This window comes from Pseudomonas sp. FW305-70 (genome assembly GCF_058783925.1).
In genome coordinates this window covers 106,952-123,716 of the sequence record NZ_JBYSYZ010000011.1, presented here as the reverse complement: position 1 = coordinate 123,716, position 16,765 = coordinate 106,952, and the positions used below count along the sequence as shown (strand labels likewise).

Below are 16,765 nucleotides of genomic sequence, written 5' to 3'. Positions count from 1 at the left end.
CAGCGTGGGCATGGCCCCTTGTGGGAGCTGGCTTGTCGGGTCGCCGCATCGCAGCGATGGTCGTTAACGATAACGCGTGTGAGCTGGATAAACGCGGCGCGCTTGAGCCCATCGCCAGCAAGCTGGCTCCTACAGTTTCAGCGTGGGCATGGCCCCTTGTGGGAGCTGGCTTGTCGGGTCGCCGCATCGCAGCGATGGTCGTTAACGATAACGCGGGTGATCTGGATAAACGCGGCGCGCTTGAGCCCATCGCCAGCAAGCTGGCTCCTACAGTTTCCCTGGATTGCGTGAAGAGCCTGGTCAGAAGTAGTAAGGGAATTTCAGGCTGAACTGGAAGTCGGGGGCGTCGTCCGTCATGCCAATGGACAGGTTGGGTACGATGGTCAGTCTGTCGGTGGCCGCAATGGTCATGCCGATGTTGAAGTAACCGGCGTTGGCATCGCTGGACACCACCGATTGCCAATCCCCGCCATCTTCCTTGAGCTGGCTTTTGCGTTGCACCAGGTCAGAGACCGAGAACGACATGCTCATCTTTTCGTTCAAGGCGAACGCAATACCGGCGCCAATCTGGAAACTGTCGCCAATGCGTACTTTGCCCGGGGTCTTGAGCGCCGGGTTGGAGCTGATGTCGTCGAAAGACTCCTCCAGGTTGTGCGTGTACGACAGGCTGCCGAACAGCACTGCCGGATCGAAGGTCTTGACCAGAGAGATCCCCGGCGTGATCGACCAGACGCCGTTACCGGTAGGCAAGGATTCAGGCACGGCCAGGTTGGAGTTTTCGTCTACCCGAACCAGCTTGATGCCGAACGGGTCTTTGCCGGTCGGTGCCTTGACGCGCAAGGTCAACACGGCATCCGGCGTGTTGGCCGACTCGTCGAGGAATTTGTAGGCGATACCGAAGTTGACGTCGCCAATGGTCGGGTCTTGCTTGACGGTGTCTTCGGTCGTGACGTTGGCGGCACCGCTATTGCCGCCACCGGACTGGTACGTGGACTGGCGGTAGACCACCGGCACGTTCAGGTCGAACTGCCAGCGATTGTTGAAGTTGTAGCGGCCGGTGAGGTCCAGCGTCCAGGTGTCAGCCTTGATCCGGTCCAGGTTGATGGCGCCGAGAAAGATCGAGTCCAGGGCGAGAAAACCGTTGAGGACCAGTTGGCGGGTATCGTACCTGGAGTAGGTTATCCCGGTTTCGACGCTGAACTTGCCACCGCCGAAGAACCCGCTGGCCTCGTCATACAGGTTTGAAACGCTTTGCGCCGGTTGTGAGTCTTCGGCCAGCGATTGTCCATACGAACTGCCGCTGCCTCCGGCGGCCCCCCCTGAAGCCGCCGCGGCACCGGTGCCGGTGGCGACGTTTGGATTGCTCTTCAGGTCCGCTGGTGACTTGGCCAGGCGTTTGGGAGGGGGGGCAGCGGGCTGTTCTTCGACCTGGCGGACCCGTTGCTCAAGAACCGCCAGCGCTTTTTGCTGGACTTCGTATCGTTGTTTCAACTCCAGAAGCTCTCGTTTGAGAGCCTCCAGTTCCGGGTCAGGTGCTGCCTGCACCATCGCCACCGGAAGTAGAGAGCACAAGCATATAGCTGCACGCAGTGATACCGATCGGTACATGAAAAAGCCGTCCATTTGTGCCCAATGGTCGTGACTTAGCGTAGCTCAATACCCCAAGGTCCGTAATGCAGTGAGTTGGTTCAGGTTGTAGCCCAATGCACCGGCACTCGGGCTTTTATTGTCGAGCACGACGTTGAGTCGAGTCATGTTGTTGACCACATTGCTGCTGCCCAGCAACCGGGTGTCTTGAAGTAATCCGCCCTGGGCGACTTGTTGCAGGCTTGAGCCCTGGTTGTTGTTGGCAGTAATGGCCAGCTGAACACCGCCGCCGGTCGCGGACACGGAGACACTCCCTGCAGCATTGCTTCCGGTGATGGTTTGACCGGCTATCAGCGCCTGGCCCCGGCTTTGCACCGGCGCTGGGGCCGTGCTGGCCTCTTTGACGTTGATGGCGATTTTGTTGTTTGAGCGGTTGCCATCGCCTGCAGCCCGTGTGACCTGGGTAATGCCCTGAGAGGTGCTCAATCCGGCGCCACCGGTTACACGACCGGTACCCGAGTTGGGCGAACCGCCTTTACCGCTGTGTTTGATGGTTGATACGTAGAACTCGGGCTTGACCGTTTCGGCTTGAAGACGCATCGAGGTGGTTGCCCCGATCAGGTCACCACTGGCGTTGCGCCAGGTACTGCTCATGACAACACCGAAGCTGATGATCCGCCCCGGCATCACATACCGGCCACGCAACTCGGCCAGTTCCTGGTCCTTGATTTCGATGGGTCTGAACTCATCAGCAAAACCTGAAGTGGTCGCTGCCAGACAGGCAGTGACCACCCAATACGAGGTTTTCATTTGCTGCTCCCGGAGCATCCTGCCCCCTGTCATCTTATTGGCGATTAGAAGAAGTCGCTCTGTATGAAACCAAATTCCATCAATTCAGCATCTTTGACCGGGTTGAAATTATCCATCTTGTTCTTGGCAGTCAGCGGTTCCGGTGGACTGCGTAACGCATTGGTCTTGTCGTAACCGGCACCGATGATAGCGAAGACAATGCCATTCCAGCCTTTGACAAAATCATCATGGGAGTAGCGTTTGTGACCGAGCACCGGGTCACCGATGTAGACCCAGTTCTTGTCCGCCCGCTGCAACACTACAAAGTGCTTGTAGCCACGAGTTTCCATCAGTACGACCACCGGAATCGTCACGGCATCGAGTCTTTCAGGCGGGATCTTGTAACCCCGGGCGCGCATGCCGATGCTTTCTATGTAGCGCTTCATGTCCAGCATGGAAAAACCCTGGGTACGGACCAGGTCCTGGTCGGCGAAGACCAGCATGCCTTTGATGATGTGCTCCTCATCGACGTCGAGCCAATAGGCCTGGCGCAGGATCGTTGCCAGCGCGGCGGCGCCGCAGCTGAAATCGGTTTTCTGTTCGACGATGTCGCTGAACTTGCGCTCACGCAAACTCTGTACGTGCTTGTACACCAGCACGCCGCCCGGCAGGGCGGCAACCGGCATCTGTGCAGCCTGGGTCAGGCCAGACAGGCACAGCAGAACGAAAAGGGCCGTCTTACGCATGGACGATACGCCTTCAGACCAAGGAAATGCGCCGTCGCCGGGGCTTTCATGGCGGTCGCGATTATGGGCATGATTTACAGCCTGCGGCGATGGACAGCGAGTTGCTTTGCTGGTTGCCGACGCCGGACGATACGTTGGCTCCGCCGTTGCCGGAGAAGTTGTTCATCGAACTCGTGATCGAAGCATTGTTGGTTACAGGAGGTCTCCAGCCTTCTGGCGTCATCACTTGTTGAGTGGTTATGCCGGACAGACCGAGTACACCCACGGGTACGAATTCAGTCCTGGCGTTGTTGGTGACGTTCAGCCCGGACGTGCTTTGGTTGGCCGCCGCCGCGGCAACTGCTACACGGCCGCCGGAAACGGCAATTGCCAGGTTGTTTTTCTGTTGGTTGAAGTCGCCGGTGGTCACGTTGATGCCGATGTTGCCGGAACCGCTGTTGCCCGCGTTATTGAGCGATGTGTTGTTGGTGTTGGAGTGGTTCCTGGCGGTGTTGCCAGTGCTCCTCTGAGTCGCGCTGGAGACGGTTACGGCGGAGCCGAAGATGAAGGCTTCGTCAGCCGTGGCGAGGGCGGCGGCGTTGTCTTGCTGGTTGCCGTTACCCGCTGCAACGTTGGCGCCCATGTTGCCGTTGGAGTTGTTCAGGGAGTTTTCGATTTTGGCGTCGTTTTGGGTACCCCGGTTCACTACTCTGCTGTCACTGCTTTCCTGCGAGTCCAGCACGGCGGCCCCGGCGCCTGAGGTAATCTGCAGAATCTGATCCAGCGACGGGCTATCAGGCTGTGGGTTGTTGCCCTGTCCATTGCCCTGCACGGGATCCGCCTGGGCTGCAAATGCCATCACTGCTGCCAGGGCGAAAGCCAGTGGTTTGAGAGCAGTTGTCGGGTTCATGGTGATTCTCCGTGCTCATTAGTTGGTCAAGTGTTGATACTTCCCCATTGGCACTGTGTCGGGGTCAGTCAGAGACCCGGATACTCAGGGTGTTAGCCATTCGGTTCCCCACCCCGGCACTCTGGTTCACCTGGATCACGCCCCGGCTACCGGTGAAGGCCTGGTCGCTTGTCACGACCTGGCGACTGCCGTTTGGGGTGCCAGTTGCTCCCGAGTTCGGTAGCAACGCCACGTTCTGTTGAGAAAGAGCACTGTCGTCGATGGCTTGTGGTGCAGCGCCGATGCTGATGCGCAGGGCGTTGGCCATCTGGTTGTTCGCCCCGGCACTCTGGTTGACGCCCAGTACGCCGTTGCCATTACTGAAAGAGGTGCCACCGATATCGGCCGTCGCATCCATCGACGGATTGGCTGGCGTGGTGATGCTCTGCCTGACGCTGGTGGTCGCCCCGGTTTCGGTTCCAATGGCGATCGCGCGGACGTTGGCCTGCTGCTGTTGATCACCCGCCGCCTGGTTGACGCTGAAGTTGCCTCGGTATTGGGTACCGGAATCCAGGAGGGTGGCGTTGTTCACCGAACTGACGCCCGAATCGGCCATCACGCTGGTGCCGCCGAGCAGGGCAAGTAACAGGGCAAATAACTGGGCAGGTAAAAAGGCAGGTAAAAAAAGGGAACGATCCATCTCATTGCCCCCCCGTTATTCTGCCCAGTGGACTGAGGCCGCTGCTCATGGCGCGGTTGATGGTTCCGGAAATGGTGCCGCCGCTGCCACCACCGTGGCCGACGGACATGCCGGGCAAACCGTTGGGGTTGGTGATGACATTCAGGCCGTGCATGCCGCCCGGGTTTTGCCCGAAGCTGTTATGAGGGGTCGTTCCGGTGGTTACCCCGGCGATGTCGGCGTCGCTGAGTTCGCCGGTGACGCGGGCAGAAGGGTTGGCGCTGATCGTGGCCGGGTTCGGATCCCTGCCGCCGCTGCGACCGATGAGCGTTGGGTGAACGGTACGGTCAAGCACGATGACACCGTTGCCTTCGGCTTGAACGTTTAAACTGAGAACAGTGCCAGTAGCGGTCGCGATCAGCAGGAGGCACATCAAGCCTTTTTTTTTGAATATCTCCACGACATTCATTCCTTCATTTGTAAGCTGGCCACGGTCAGCTGTGTGAGGAATACAGCGAAAGCTGTGCCGCCTTTTGAATATCGAGGTGATTCAATGGCTTACAGACTTGGTTCGGGAACCCTTTGTCGAGGGTGTACCAACGGTGAGACGAATCCCTGCGCTGGCAGCCCGTAATTGCGGACAAACCCCTCTGGAACAAGGGTTCTAGCGTTGTTGTAACAATGCCTTAACACCTCCGGCGAGCAAACGAGGAGGAGCGTTGAAATGAATGGTTTCAGGCAGGGAGGGTGTTTCAGGATCGGACACTATCCCCCCCGCCGCAGGGGGAAGATGGGGGAATTGCCCCAAACGCGGGTCAGGCGCCGAGCAATCGGGTCACGGCGTTCAGTGCCTGGATTCGGCGTTCTGCCCAATCTCCGTGCAGCACTTGAACCGGTTGTGCGTGGTGTTCAAGCCAGGCCAGGGTCTGCTCGAAAAATGCCTGGCGCTCACTCAATCGGGGCTGGCAACGCTGGCCGTCATCCGTCCACTCGACGTGCTCCGGTGACAGCAGCAGGTGCAAATCGTAATGCCGGGCCAGTAGCGTTTGTTCAATCCAGGCGGGGCAATCGCCAAACAGGGTCTGGCTCCAGAGAATATTGCTCAGCAGGTGCGTGTCGAGGATGAGCAAAGGTGGCTGTTGCGCCCGCGCCTGGTCTTCCCATGCCAATTGACCGCGGGCGATGGGCGTAATGTCGGCCAGCGTGGTGTCCCGCGGATTCTGCTCGATGAACCAGCGCACGTACTCGTCAACCAGCATCCCGCCGAAACGCTGTTGCAACTCGGCCGCCAGCCAGCTTTTACCGCTGGATTCAGGGCCTGTGAGGACCAGGACTTTCATGCGCGCAATGCCGGATCGGCACGCCATTCGCGCCAGCCCTGTACGGCGATGACGGCGAACAACCCGTACAGGGTGGCGGTCAGGTACAGGCCTTTATAGACGAACAACCCGACGAATATCACATCCAGAGCGATCCACAACGGCCAGCACTGGACACGTTTTTGCGCCATCCAGACCTGCGCCACCAGGCTGAACCCGGTCAGCGCCGCATCAAGCCAGGGCTGTGCAGCGTCGGTCCAGTGGGCCATGGCGGCTCCCAGCGACAGACTGCCGACGGCACCAATGACCAGGCTCAACACCACGGTTCGAGCGTCGAGGCGACTGACTTCGCGACCATGGGTCGTGTCGCCAACCCGTGTCCACTGCCACCAGCCGTAAAGCTGCAAGGCGGCATAGACAACTTGCAGCAGCATGTCGGAATACAGTTTCACCTCAAAAAAGATCCAACTGTAGAGCAGCACCATGACCAGGCCGATAGGCCAGCACCAGGGGTTCTGTTTGACCGTCAGCCAGACGGCAATGACACCGAGGGCGGCGGCAAACAGTTCAAGCCCGGACATGGAGATACCTTGGGGAAATCAAAGAGGGGCGGATTGTAACCGCCGATCGGACTTGTCTGATAGGATTTCGCCCCCCGCACGGGTAAAGCTGATTCAAGGTGGTTTTTTCACAGGATTTTAACGGTTCTGTGGTGATCCTTGATGCGCGGGAGACCTCAGCCAGGCTGATCGCAAAAAGCATTTGAAAAATATTAACGGGGCATGCCGGCGTGCATAGCCTTTTGGGGGATTGATGGATCTTTGGACCGCCTTTCAGGCATTGATTCTTGGGGTTGTAGAAGGACTTACCGAGTTCCTGCCCATTTCCAGTACCGGCCACCAGATCATCGTGGCCGACTTGCTCGGCTTCGGGGGCGAGCGGGCGATGGCGTTTAACATCATCATTCAGTTGGGTGCCATCCTGGCGGTGGTGTGGGAGTTTCGACGCAAGATCCTCGACGTAGTCATCGGTCTGCCAACCCAGCCGGGCGCCCGGCGGTTTACCGCAAACCTGTTGATCGCGTTCTTGCCGGCCGTGGTGTTGGGCGTGATCTTCGCCGACCTGATCCACCATTACCTGTTTAATCCCATCACCGTGGCAACGGCGCTGGTCGTGGGCGGGATCGTCATGTTGTGGGCCGAGCGCCGCCAGCATGAAGTACACGCCGAATCCGTGGATGACATCACCTGGAAAGATGCCTTGAAAGTCGGCTTCACCCAATGCCTGGCGATGATCCCGGGCACTTCGCGGTCGGGCTCGACCATCATCGGCGGTTTGCTGTTCGGTCTGTCGCGCAAGACCGCTACCGAGTTCTCGTTCTTCCTGGCGATGCCCACCATGGTCGGCGCAGCGGTGTACTCGGGCTACAAGTACCGTGAACTGTTTGTCCCGGCGGATTTCCCGGTGTTCGCCATCGGCTTCGTCACGGCGTTCATTTTTGCGATGATTGCGGTCCGCGGGCTGCTCAAGTTCATCGCCAACCACAGCTATGCGGCGTTTGCCTGGTATCGCATTGTGTTCGGCCTGATCATCCTGGCGACCTGGCAGTTCGGCTGGGTCGACTGGAGTGCGGTCAAGCCGTGAGTGACTCAAGCTCGCGCAATAACCCCGGGCGCCAGCCCGGGGGACAGATCCGCCATTCACGGCTGAAGTGGCTGGTGTTTGCAATCCTGTGCGCGTTGCCGCTGTCGGGTTCGGTGTCGTCATGGCTGCACGGGGTGTCGCTGATTCCCCTGGCGGTCTACGGCATTGTCAGCGTCGTGACGTTTTTTCTGTACTGGAGCGACAAGCGCAAGGCGCGCGCCAATCAATGGCGGACGCCGGAGAATGTCCTGCATGCGCTGGAGCTCGCCGGCGGCTGGCCCGGTGCATTGCTGGCCCAGCAGGCGTTTCGCCACAAAACCCGCAAAGTCTCGTACCAGTTGGTGTTCTGGATCATCGTGCTGTTGCACCAGGTGTTCTGGATCGATCACCTGTTTCTCGGCGCACATTTGTTCGCCTTGACCCGATAAACAACGCCCTACAGCAACAGTCCGACTTGAGTGCGCTTGGGCAGTCTGCTCACCACTAATTGGTGGGAACGCTGCAGCAATCCCTGTAGTTCTTCGCCACCGAGCGGGTAGGGCGTTTGCATGATGATCCACTGGGCGCGGGCCAGATACGGCGCCGGGTGAATGCCCGGGCGGTCGCAGTGACCGAGAAACAGATCCTTGTCGACCTTGAAGGCCAGGGAATCACCCCTCAGGCCCTGCAAGGCGAACATCTTGTTCCCTGCAATCGAAAACACCCGCACACCTCCCCATTTGTAATCTTCCCGAGCACCGGGCAGGGCGAGGCAAAATTTCGCGACATCCTCTTCGCTCATCCGTCCAGTTTTCATATCAACCGTTCCCCACAGGCATTGAATGATTCGACCAGATGATCAATCCAGGCGCGTACCGCCGGCATCACCCCGCGTCGATGAGGATAGACCGCCTGCAGCCAGCCACCGGGCAGGGACCACTCGGGCAACAGCTGCACCAGTGAGCCGTTTTCCAGCTCCTGTTCGCAATACATCATGGGCAGCATCGTAAAGCCGATGCCGGAGAGGGTGCTGGCCTTGCGCACGATAAAGTCATCGATGCCCAGCCGGGCCTCGAGCGCGAGTTCACAACTCTTGCCGTTTTGATCCAGCAGGCGGATGTGCACCAGGCGGTCGGCTTCCAAGGCGCCGAGCACCGGCAGGCTTTTCAGATCTTCGGGGTGATTGATCTCACGACCTTTGAGGAAACCGGGGCTGGCGACCATCAGCATCTGCGCCTGACGCAGGCGGCGGGTGACCAGCAGCGGGTCTTCGTCGCCCAGCTCCCGCACACGCAGGGCAACGTCAATGCCTTCGTTGACCAGGTCAACCCGGCGGTTGAGCAGCATGACCTCCAGCTGGACCTGCGGGAACCGTTCCAGAAAGTCGCTGATCACCCCCGGTAATATTTCGTGGGCCAACCCGACCGGGCAGGACACCCGCAAACGCCCGCGGGGTTCACTGGACATGCTGGCCACGGCCTCGTCGGCCATTTCCGCTTCCAGCAGCATCGCCTGGCAGTGCCTGAGGTAGCGTTCACCCACTGCGGTCAGTTTCAGCTGTCGCGTGGTGCGTTGCAGTAAACGTGCACCCAGGCGTTCTTCCAGTTCGGCGATGCGCCGCGACAGTCGGGACTTGGGGATGCCCAGCAAGCGTCCGGCTGCCGCGAATCCGCCGGCTTCCACGACTTTGGCGAAGTAATACAGGTCGTTGAGGTCTTGCATGATGTGCATCCGATTGTTCTATCTGTGGGACGAACTATCGCATTGTTGCCGACTAATCAGCTATTGGTTTCGTCTGTAGGATTAGTCCCATCAGATCGCCCTTGTGGGCGATCCTCACTTGGAGATCCCACATGAAACTGCTGCACATCGATTCGAGCATCCTGGGCGACAACTCGGCTTCCCGTCAGTTGAGCGGTGATGTCGTCAAGGCCTGGCAAGCCGCCGAGCCGACCGCCGTCGTGACCTACCGCGACCTGGCCGCTGACGCCATCAGCCATTTCTCTTCCACTACCCTGGTCGCCGCCGGCACCACCGCTGAACTGCGCAACGCCGCACAACAGCACGAAGCCGAACTGAGCGCCTCGACCCTGGCCGAATTCCTGGCTGCCGACGCCGTAGTGATCGCTGCACCGATGTACAACTTCACCATCCCGACTCAGTTGAAGGCCTGGATCGACCGCATCGCCGTCGCCGGCCAGACCTTCCGCTACACCGAAGCCGGCCCTGAAGGCCTGTGCGGCGGCAAGAAAGTGGTGATCGTTTCGACTTCCGGCGGCATGCACGCCGGCCAGGCAACCGGTGTTGCCCACGAAGAATATTTGAAGTTGCTGTTCGGTTTCATCGGTATCACCGACATCGAAATCGTCCGCGCCGAAGGTCTGGCTTACGGTGACGACGTTCGCAGCAAAGCGATGAGCGCTGCTCACGCGCAAATCAACGAGCAGTTGTTCGCCGCAGCGTAAGGCTTGCGTAAAAGTTAGCAACCGTTCCGGTAAACCAAAAAAAACTCTGTATTCTGGTTGCGCAAGTACCAGCTACGGAGTTTTTTGTTTCTGGTCGTTTCAATATGTGGCCCGACTTATGCTATTCAGGGGGTACGTCTCAAGTCCGGTAACAAGGTGGGCATCTCATGGTGCGTCTTTGTGCAACTTTACTGATTTGCCTGCTCTGCAGCCTGAATACAGTGCACGCCGCGCCTGCACCGCATCCGCACTGGAGCGTCGGCTTTCATGAGATGACGTTTCTCGACCCACTGGACCTGCAGCCGATGCGCGCCATCGCCTTCTATCCTTCCAGTGATTGGGAGCACACCAGCAAACTCGAGGGTTATACCGTCGAAGCCGGGGAGGACACCAAGGTCGCGATAGGCCGGTTCCCGATGCTGATGCTGTCCCACGGCAACACCGGAACCCCCCTGGCCTTGCACGACCTCGCCACCTCGCTGGCACGCAAAGGTTTCGTCGTGGTGGCGGTGATCCACCCCGGTGACAACTCCAGGGACCACAGCCGCCTCGGTACTTTGAGTAACCTGTACGGCCGGCCGATCCAGATTTCCGAAGCCATAACGGCCACCCTGGGCGACCGCATGTTGTCCCCCTTCGTCAACGCCGATCAGGTTGGCGTCATTGGTTATTCGGCCGGTGGCGAGACCGCATTGATTCTGTCCGGCGCCACGCCGGACCTGGATCGCCTGCGCCGTTATTGCCAGGAACGTCCGGACGACCGCGACGCCTGCAATACCCAAGGCGAATTGATTGTCGACCGCGACGACCTGCAACCGGTGGCGGACCCACGCGTGCACGCCTTGATGCTGATGGCGCCGTTGAGCCTGAAGTTCGGTCGCCACACCCTGGCCGATGTGCACGTGCCGGTGCTGCTTTACAGCGGTGATGGCGACAAGCTGGTGGCGGTGGACAAGAACGCCGCGGCACTGGCGCGCAAGTTGCCGACGGCGCCTGACTTCAAGTTACTGGCGGGAGCAGGGCACTTCGTCTTCATGGCGCCGTGCAATGACGAGCAGATAGCGATCATGCCCGCGCTGTGTACCGATGCCGATGGCGTCGATCGGCAAGACATTCATCGCAATCTGATCTCTGAAGCCGGAAGCTTCTTCTCGCGCACCCTGGGCAGGGCGACCCGGGCCGGGATGCAGACGGCTGATCAATAGCTCCTGCTGAGGGTCAAGCCATGGCGCGGTGCTTGAGCAGCAGGGTCAGTCCCAGGCCGATCACCGACAACAACGCCGCACTGAAGAAAATCCACGAATACCCCATGTTCAATGCGATCGCGCCCATCAAGGGGCCGGCGATCGCCAGCGCCAGGTCGAAAAACACCGCATAGGCACTCAATCCTGCCCCCCGGCTGGAGTTGGGCACCTGTTTGATGGCCTCGACGCCCAGCGCCGGGTACACCAGCGACAGGCCGAAGCCGGTCAGGCCGGCGCCAATCAGCGCGTACCCGGTCGATGGTGCCAGCCACAGCAGCACCAGGCCCACCGTCTCGATGCACATGCAGGCAATGGCGCAGGTGAACCCGCCAAATCGGTTGATGGCGGAAATGAACAGCAGCCGCGACAGAATGAAACAGACCCCGAACACGGTCAGGCAATAGGCGGCACCGGTCCAGCCGCGATTGACGTAATACAGGGTGATAAAAGTCGTCAGGGTGCCGTAGCCGATGGAAGCCAGGCTCAGGCTCGCGCCAAACGGCGCAATGCGCCCGAACACCGCCCAAAACGGCAAGCGTTCACCACGTACCACCGGCACCGAGGGCTTGTTGCGAATCAGCAATAGTGCAGCCAGGGCCAGCAGCGACAGGGCGATGCCCAGGCTGGCGAAACCGAGTTGTTGCACCATGACCACGCCCAGCGGCGCACCAATGGCAATCGCACCATAGGAGGCGATGCCGTTCCAGGAAATCGACCGCGCGGTGTGCTCGGCGCCCACCTGACCCATGCACCAACTGATGGTGCCGACGCCGATCAAGCCTTGGGCAATGCCCAGCAACAAGCGCCCGGCGATCAGGATCAGCAGGCTGAGCAATGGAAAACCTTGCAACAGGGTCGACAGCAGCGTCAGCAGGCCACTGAGCACAATCCCGGACAAGCCATAGATGATCGCCCGCTTGGTGCCGACGCTGTCCGACATGCGCCCGGCCATGGGGCGACTGAGCAGGGTGGCGAGGTATTGCGAGCCGATGGTCAGCCCGGCCACGATGGCACTGAACCCCAATTGCTCGTGGACATAACCCGGCAATACCGCAATCGGCAAACCGATGCAGAGGAAGGCAATAAAGGTATAGAACACGATGGAGACGATCTGCAGGGTGATCGCCATGGCGCTTTGCGGGGGCACTTGCTGCACAGACATGAGGGCTCTTTCGCGGGCGGCGGTGGGAGAACTGCATCATGGCGCGGTGGTGGGGTAAAAGGAAGCAGGCTAACTAATTATTGCTGGTATCGAGGGCCTCTTCGCGAGCAAGCCCGCTCCCACAGGGGAAATGCATCCCAAATGTGGGAGCGGGCTTGCTCGCGAAGGATTCGGTACCCAACAAAATCCTGGCCATGAAACACAAAAAGCCCCGTCACATGGACAGGGCTTTTCACTTGCAGCTAAAGGCTTTTAGCTGCCCTTAGAACACCACACCCTGACTGCGCAGGTAGTCGTCATAGGTGCCGCTGAAGTCGGTCACGCCGTTCGGGCTCAACTCGATGATGCGGGTGGCCAGGGACGATACGAACTCACGGTCGTGGCTGACGAAGATCAGCGTGCCCGGGTAGTTTTCCAGCGCCAGGTTCAGCGCCTCGATGGATTCCATGTCCAGGTGGTTGGTCGGTTCGTCCATCACCAGAACGTTCGGCTTTTGCAGGATCAGCTTGCCGAACAGCATGCGGCCTTGCTCACCACCGGAAATGACCTTGACCGACTTGAGGATCTCGTCGTTGGAGAACAGCATGCGGCCCAGGGTGCCACGAATGATCTGCTCGCCCTGGGTCCACTGGCCCATCCAGTCGAACAGGCTGACGTCGTCTTCGAAGTCATGGGCGTGGTCCTGGGCGTAGTAGCCCAGCTCCGCGCTTTCGGTCCACTTCACGGAACCGGCGTCCGGGGTCAGCTCACCCATCAAGGTACGCAGCAGGGTGGTCTTGCCGATACCGTTCGGGCCGATGATCGCCACGCGCTCGCCGGCTTCGACGGTGAAACTGAAGTTCTTGAACAGGGTCTTGCCGTCGAAGCCCTTGGACATCTGCTCGATGGTCACGGCCTGGCGGTGCAGTTTCTTGGTCTGTTCGAAGCGGATGAACGGGCTCACGCGGCTCGATGGCTTGACTTCGGCCAGCTGGATCTTGTCGATCTGCTTGGCGCGGGAAGTGGCCTGCTTGGCTTTCGAGGCGTTGGCCGAGAAGCGGCTGACGAACGTTTGCAGTTCGGCGATCTGGGCTTTTTTCTTGGCGTTGTCCGACAGCAGTTGCTCGCGGGACTGGGTCGCCGCGGTCATGTACTCGTCGTAGTTGCCCGGGAACAGGCGCAGCTCGCCATAGTCCAGGTCGGCCATGTGGGTGCAGACGCTGTTGAGGAAGTGACGGTCGTGGGAAATGATGATCATGGTGCTGTTACGCACGGTGAGAATCGATTCCAGCCAGCGAATGGTGTTGATGTCCAGGTGGTTGGTCGGTTCGTCGAGCAACAGCACTTCCGGATCGGAGAACAGCGCCTGGGCCAGCAATACGCGCAGCTTCCAGCCCGGAGCCACTTCGGACATCGGACCGAAATGCTGTTCCAGGGGAATACCCAGGCCCAGCAGCAGTTCACCGGCGCGGGATTCGGCGGTGTAGCCGTCCATTTCGGCGAATTCGGTTTCCAGCTCGGCCACGGCCATGCCGTCTTCTTCGCTCATTTCCGGCAAAGAATAGATGCGGTCGCGCTCGGCCTTGACCTTCCACAGCTCTTCGTGACCCATGATCACGGTGTCGATCACGGTGAATTCTTCGTAGGCGAACTGGTCCTGGCGCAATTTACCCAGACGCACGTTCGGCTCCAGCATGACCTGGCCGCCGGACGGCTCCAGGTCGCCGCCGAGGATCTTCATGAAGGTCGACTTGCCGCAACCGTTGGCGCCGATAAGGCCGTAACGGTTGCCACCGTTGAACTTGACCGAAACGTTTTCGAAGAGCGGCTTGGCGCCGAACTGCATCGTGATGTTAGCTGTAGAAATCAAAGGTTTTTCCTGCGAAGCATTCAGAGTAGCTAGGGTTGCGGCAGTACCGGTTCAGTACCCGTTTCCACTGTCCGGTCCGCGGGACATTCATCCCGATCGGCAGTGGAAGTTCAATCTGGCATTAAGTGGACAGCAGCATGTGGCGCGCCTGACCCGAGTCGACGTGCGCTGAAAGGGGAATTTCCCGCTTTCAACCTGGGGGCGCGTAAAGTTTGGCGGCGATTGTACTGGTCTGGCTCTTTAAACGATAGGGCGTTGAGGCCGCAGTGACGTTTCGACGGATTTTGTGGACAGTTTTTCACAGTTACAGGTTAACTATCGGTTACAAACTGTGGCTAAAATGCCATCTGTCGGCTAAGCGCCGATCGTCGGTGTAGCTCAATGGTGCTACAGGGCCGCTGTTTCGTTTTCAGCCGCTGCACAAGACCCGGAGACCGGCATTCCGGTAAAGGGCGCAGTTTGTTTTCTTCTGACGTGTGACGATTTCCGTGAAACTGATCATTGCCGTTATCTACGTTGTCTCTATTGCGTATGTCCACCTGCGTGGCCAAGTGCGCCATAAGCTGGGCCGCCAGTTGAGTGATCACTCGACGTTTCTGGCTCCGATCAATTGCTTTCTTTATCTGTTTTCGAAAATCCCCAACAAACCCTATCTCGACCCGGCCGACTTCCCCGACCTGCGTCCGCTGCAGGCGCACTGGGAAGAAATTCGTGCCGAAGGCCAGAATTTGCTTCGGGCCGGCCAGATCAAGCGTTCGAACCAGTTCGATGACGTCGGTTTCAACTCGTTTTTCAAGACCGGCTGGAAGCGCTTCTACCTCAAATGGTACGGCGACAGCCATCCATCGGCCATGAAGCTCTGCCCGCGTACCACCGAGCTGGTGCAGAGCATTGGTTCGATCAAGGCGGCAATGTTCGCCGAGTTGCCACCGGGATCCAGACTGGTGCGCCACCGCGACCCGTATGCCGGTTCGTACCGTTATCACCTGGGTCTGGAAACCCCAAACGCCGAGGGTTGCTACATCAATGTCGATGGCCAGGACTACCATTGGCGCGATGGCGAAGCGGTGATGTTCGATGAGACCTACATTCATTACGCAGAAAACACCACGCAGCAAAACCGCATCATTTTGTTCTGCGACGTCGAGCGGCCAATGAAATACAGGTGGGCAGCAGCATTCAATCGCTGGTTCAGTCGCCATGTCATGTCGGCGGCGGGTGCGCCAAACGAGGCGGGCGACAAGACCGGCGGCCTCAACCGCCTGTTCGGCAAGATCTACAAGGTTCGCCTGCACGGCAAACAACTGAAAAAACGCAACCGCAAGCTTTACTACCTCGAAAAGTGGTCGATCTTCGCGGGGTTGCTGGTGGTCATCATTCTGATCTGAGTGGTATGTCCGGGCGGCGTCCAGACGATAAGGCCGGTACATCCAGCCAATCACTGACCGGCTTTCTTCTTCGCCGCCGGTTTGCTGTTCGCCTTGGGCCTGGCCGTTGCTTTGCCGGCACCCTTGCTGCCCAGGCTACGCTTGAGCAGTTCGGTCAGGTCAATGACATCCGCCGTTTTACGTAGCTCTTCACCAGAGGCGGTTTCGACGTCTTCAATCTTGCCTTCGTGCGCCTTCTTGTCCACCAGGGCCATGATCTTGTCCTCGAAACCATCCCGATAGTCCTGCGGCGACCACTGGGCGCTCATGTCCTCCACCAGGCGCCTGGCCATGTCCAGCTCGCCCTTGGCCAGTTCCGGCCGGGTCACTTCGCTGCCCAGCGCCAACTCATCGAGGCTCCGGACTTCCGCCGGCCAGCGCAGCATCACCAGCACCAGCGCCGACTCCAGAGGCATCAGCGCGGCCAGGTGCTGACGGGTGTGCAGTACCACATGGGCGAGGGCGACCTTGCCGGTTTTGCTCAGGGTTTCGCGCAGCAGGGCATAGACCTTGCCGCCGCGCTTGTCGGGCGCCAGGTAGTAGGGTGTGTCGATGTTCTGCAAGGGAATCTGCTCGCCGTCGACAAAGGAAAAAATGTCGATGGTCTGGGTCGAGAGCGGGTGAGCGCTGCGGATCTCCTCCTCACTGAGCACCACGTACCGGCCTTTTTCGTATTGCACGCCCTTGACGATGTGCTCCTTGGTGACTTCCTTGCCCGTGACCTTGTTGACACGCTTATAGCCCACCGGGTCCATGCTGCGGCTGTCGAGCCAGTCGAAATCGACGCCCCGGGAAGACGTTGCCGAGACCAGCGCCACGGGGATATGCACCAGTCCGAAGCTGATTGCGCCTTTCCAGATTGCCCGTGCCATGGTCGTCTACTCGCGAGTGATGTTCAGGTGACCTGCGGCCTCGAGCAAAAGTTTCCGTGGCCTTTGGGGCCGTTCCTTTAACCGGATCAACGTCGTGTTACATCTTGCCGGGGAGGTTTTTGTTAACAAATACGA

At 59.3% G+C, this 16,765-nt stretch carries 18 protein-coding genes and 1 pseudogene; 6 read left to right on the top strand and 13 right to left on the bottom strand.

Annotated elements, in window-relative coordinates; genetic code table 11:
- Positions 1-329 (top strand): annotated as a pseudogene (locus AC3WN7_RS11305) (hypothetical protein); the annotation flags it as partial.
- Here the strand turns inward: AC3WN7_RS11305 and fapF are convergent.
- The 8 genes from fapF to pnuC all read right to left on the bottom strand — a co-directional run bounded on the left by fapF (position 301) and on the right by pnuC (position 6,569).
- Positions 301-1,608, bottom strand: a complete 1,308-nt coding sequence (gene fapF / locus AC3WN7_RS11300) for a fibril amyloid transporter FapF (RefSeq protein ID WP_102673834.1) — start codon at positions 1,606-1,608, stop codon at positions 301-303. The pseudogene AC3WN7_RS11305 and the gene fapF overlap by 29 nt on opposite strands.
- Positions 1,609-1,653: 45 nt before the next feature.
- Complete coding sequence (fapE, locus tag AC3WN7_RS11295) at positions 1,654-2,415, bottom strand: fibril amyloid subunit FapE (protein WP_102673781.1); 762 nt, start codon at positions 2,413-2,415, stop codon at positions 1,654-1,656.
- Positions 2,416-2,441: 26 nt separating this feature from the next.
- Positions 2,442-3,122 (bottom strand): fibril amyloid maturation endopeptidase FapD, encoded by a 681-nt coding sequence (fapD, locus tag AC3WN7_RS11290; protein ID WP_095966687.1) that lies wholly within the window; start codon positions 3,120-3,122, stop codon positions 2,442-2,444.
- A gap of 61 nt (positions 3,123-3,183) precedes the next feature.
- Positions 3,184-4,011, bottom strand: a complete 828-nt coding sequence (fapC, locus tag AC3WN7_RS11285; protein WP_095966688.1) for an amyloid-like fimbrin subunit FapC — start codon at positions 4,009-4,011, stop codon at positions 3,184-3,186.
- A 64-nt stretch (positions 4,012-4,075) separates the two neighbouring features.
- On the bottom strand, positions 4,076-4,690 hold the full coding sequence (fapB, locus tag AC3WN7_RS11280; RefSeq protein ID WP_102673782.1) for a fibril amyloid subunit FapB: 615 nt from the start codon (positions 4,688-4,690) through the stop codon (positions 4,076-4,078).
- Between the two features lies 1 nt (position 4,691).
- The gene (fapA, locus tag AC3WN7_RS11275) at positions 4,692-5,138 is read right to left on the bottom strand and encodes a functional amyloid chaperone FapA (protein WP_095966690.1); all 447 of its coding nucleotides are present in this window, start codon (positions 5,136-5,138) and stop codon (positions 4,692-4,694) included.
- A 346-nt stretch (positions 5,139-5,484) separates the two neighbouring features.
- Complete coding sequence (locus AC3WN7_RS11270) at positions 5,485-6,009, bottom strand: AAA family ATPase (protein ID WP_015095001.1); 525 nt, start codon at positions 6,007-6,009, stop codon at positions 5,485-5,487.
- The gene (gene pnuC / locus AC3WN7_RS11265) at positions 6,006-6,569 is read right to left on the bottom strand and encodes a nicotinamide riboside transporter PnuC (protein ID WP_095966691.1); all 564 of its coding nucleotides are present in this window, start codon (positions 6,567-6,569) and stop codon (positions 6,006-6,008) included. Before pnuC ends, AC3WN7_RS11270 begins: the two co-directional genes overlap by 4 nt.
- Positions 6,570-6,801: 232 nt before the next feature.
- On the opposite strand from pnuC, the gene AC3WN7_RS11260 reads away from it, so the two are divergent.
- Both AC3WN7_RS11260 and AC3WN7_RS11255 read left to right on the top strand, forming a co-directional pair.
- A complete protein-coding gene (locus AC3WN7_RS11260; RefSeq protein WP_095966692.1) occupies positions 6,802-7,632 on the top strand; it encodes an undecaprenyl-diphosphate phosphatase in 831 nt (276 codons plus the stop codon).
- On the top strand, positions 7,629-8,060 hold the full coding sequence (locus tag AC3WN7_RS11255) for a DUF1294 domain-containing protein (RefSeq protein WP_102673783.1): 432 nt from the start codon (positions 7,629-7,631) through the stop codon (positions 8,058-8,060). The genes AC3WN7_RS11260 and AC3WN7_RS11255 overlap by 4 nt, the downstream gene beginning before the upstream one ends.
- A gap of 8 nt (positions 8,061-8,068) precedes the next feature.
- Here the strand turns inward: AC3WN7_RS11255 and AC3WN7_RS11250 are convergent, their stop codons facing one another.
- Positions 8,069-8,428: an MmcQ/YjbR family DNA-binding protein gene (locus AC3WN7_RS11250; RefSeq protein WP_095966694.1), complete on the bottom strand. Its 360-nt coding sequence runs from the start codon at positions 8,426-8,428 to the stop codon at positions 8,069-8,071.
- On the bottom strand, positions 8,425-9,333 hold the full coding sequence (locus tag AC3WN7_RS11245; protein WP_102673835.1) for a LysR substrate-binding domain-containing protein: 909 nt from the start codon (positions 9,331-9,333) through the stop codon (positions 8,425-8,427). The genes AC3WN7_RS11250 and AC3WN7_RS11245 overlap by 4 nt, the downstream gene beginning before the upstream one ends.
- 131 nt (positions 9,334-9,464) lie before the next feature.
- Between AC3WN7_RS11245 and AC3WN7_RS11240 the strand changes: the two genes are divergently transcribed.
- Entirely contained in the window at positions 9,465-10,076 is a 612-nt protein-coding gene (locus AC3WN7_RS11240; protein WP_095966695.1) for an FMN-dependent NADH-azoreductase, read from the top strand.
- A 167-nt stretch (positions 10,077-10,243) separates the two neighbouring features.
- A complete protein-coding gene (locus tag AC3WN7_RS11235; protein WP_095966696.1) occupies positions 10,244-11,281 on the top strand; it encodes an alpha/beta hydrolase family protein in 1,038 nt (345 codons plus the stop codon).
- Between the two features lie 13 nt (positions 11,282-11,294).
- On the opposite strand, the gene AC3WN7_RS11230 is transcribed toward AC3WN7_RS11235, so the two are convergent.
- Positions 11,295-12,482, bottom strand: a complete 1,188-nt coding sequence (locus AC3WN7_RS11230; protein WP_102673784.1) for an MFS transporter — start codon at positions 12,480-12,482, stop codon at positions 11,295-11,297.
- Positions 12,483-12,744: 262 nt separating this feature from the next.
- Positions 12,745-14,331: an ABC-F family ATPase gene (locus tag AC3WN7_RS11225; protein ID WP_033044478.1), complete on the bottom strand. Its 1,587-nt coding sequence runs from the start codon at positions 14,329-14,331 to the stop codon at positions 12,745-12,747.
- A 488-nt stretch (positions 14,332-14,819) separates the two neighbouring features.
- On the opposite strand from AC3WN7_RS11225, the gene lpxO reads away from it, so the two are divergent.
- The gene (gene lpxO, locus AC3WN7_RS11220; protein WP_102673836.1) at positions 14,820-15,719 is read left to right on the top strand and encodes a lipid A hydroxylase LpxO; all 900 of its coding nucleotides are present in this window, start codon (positions 14,820-14,822) and stop codon (positions 15,717-15,719) included.
- A gap of 50 nt (positions 15,720-15,769) precedes the next feature.
- On the opposite strand, the gene ku is transcribed toward lpxO, so the two are convergent.
- Positions 15,770-16,630 carry a non-homologous end joining protein Ku gene (gene ku, locus AC3WN7_RS11215; protein WP_102673785.1) on the bottom strand — a complete coding sequence of 287 codons (861 nt, stop codon included), beginning with the start codon at positions 16,628-16,630 and terminating at the stop codon, positions 15,770-15,772.
- Positions 16,631-16,765 lie beyond the last annotated feature (135 nt).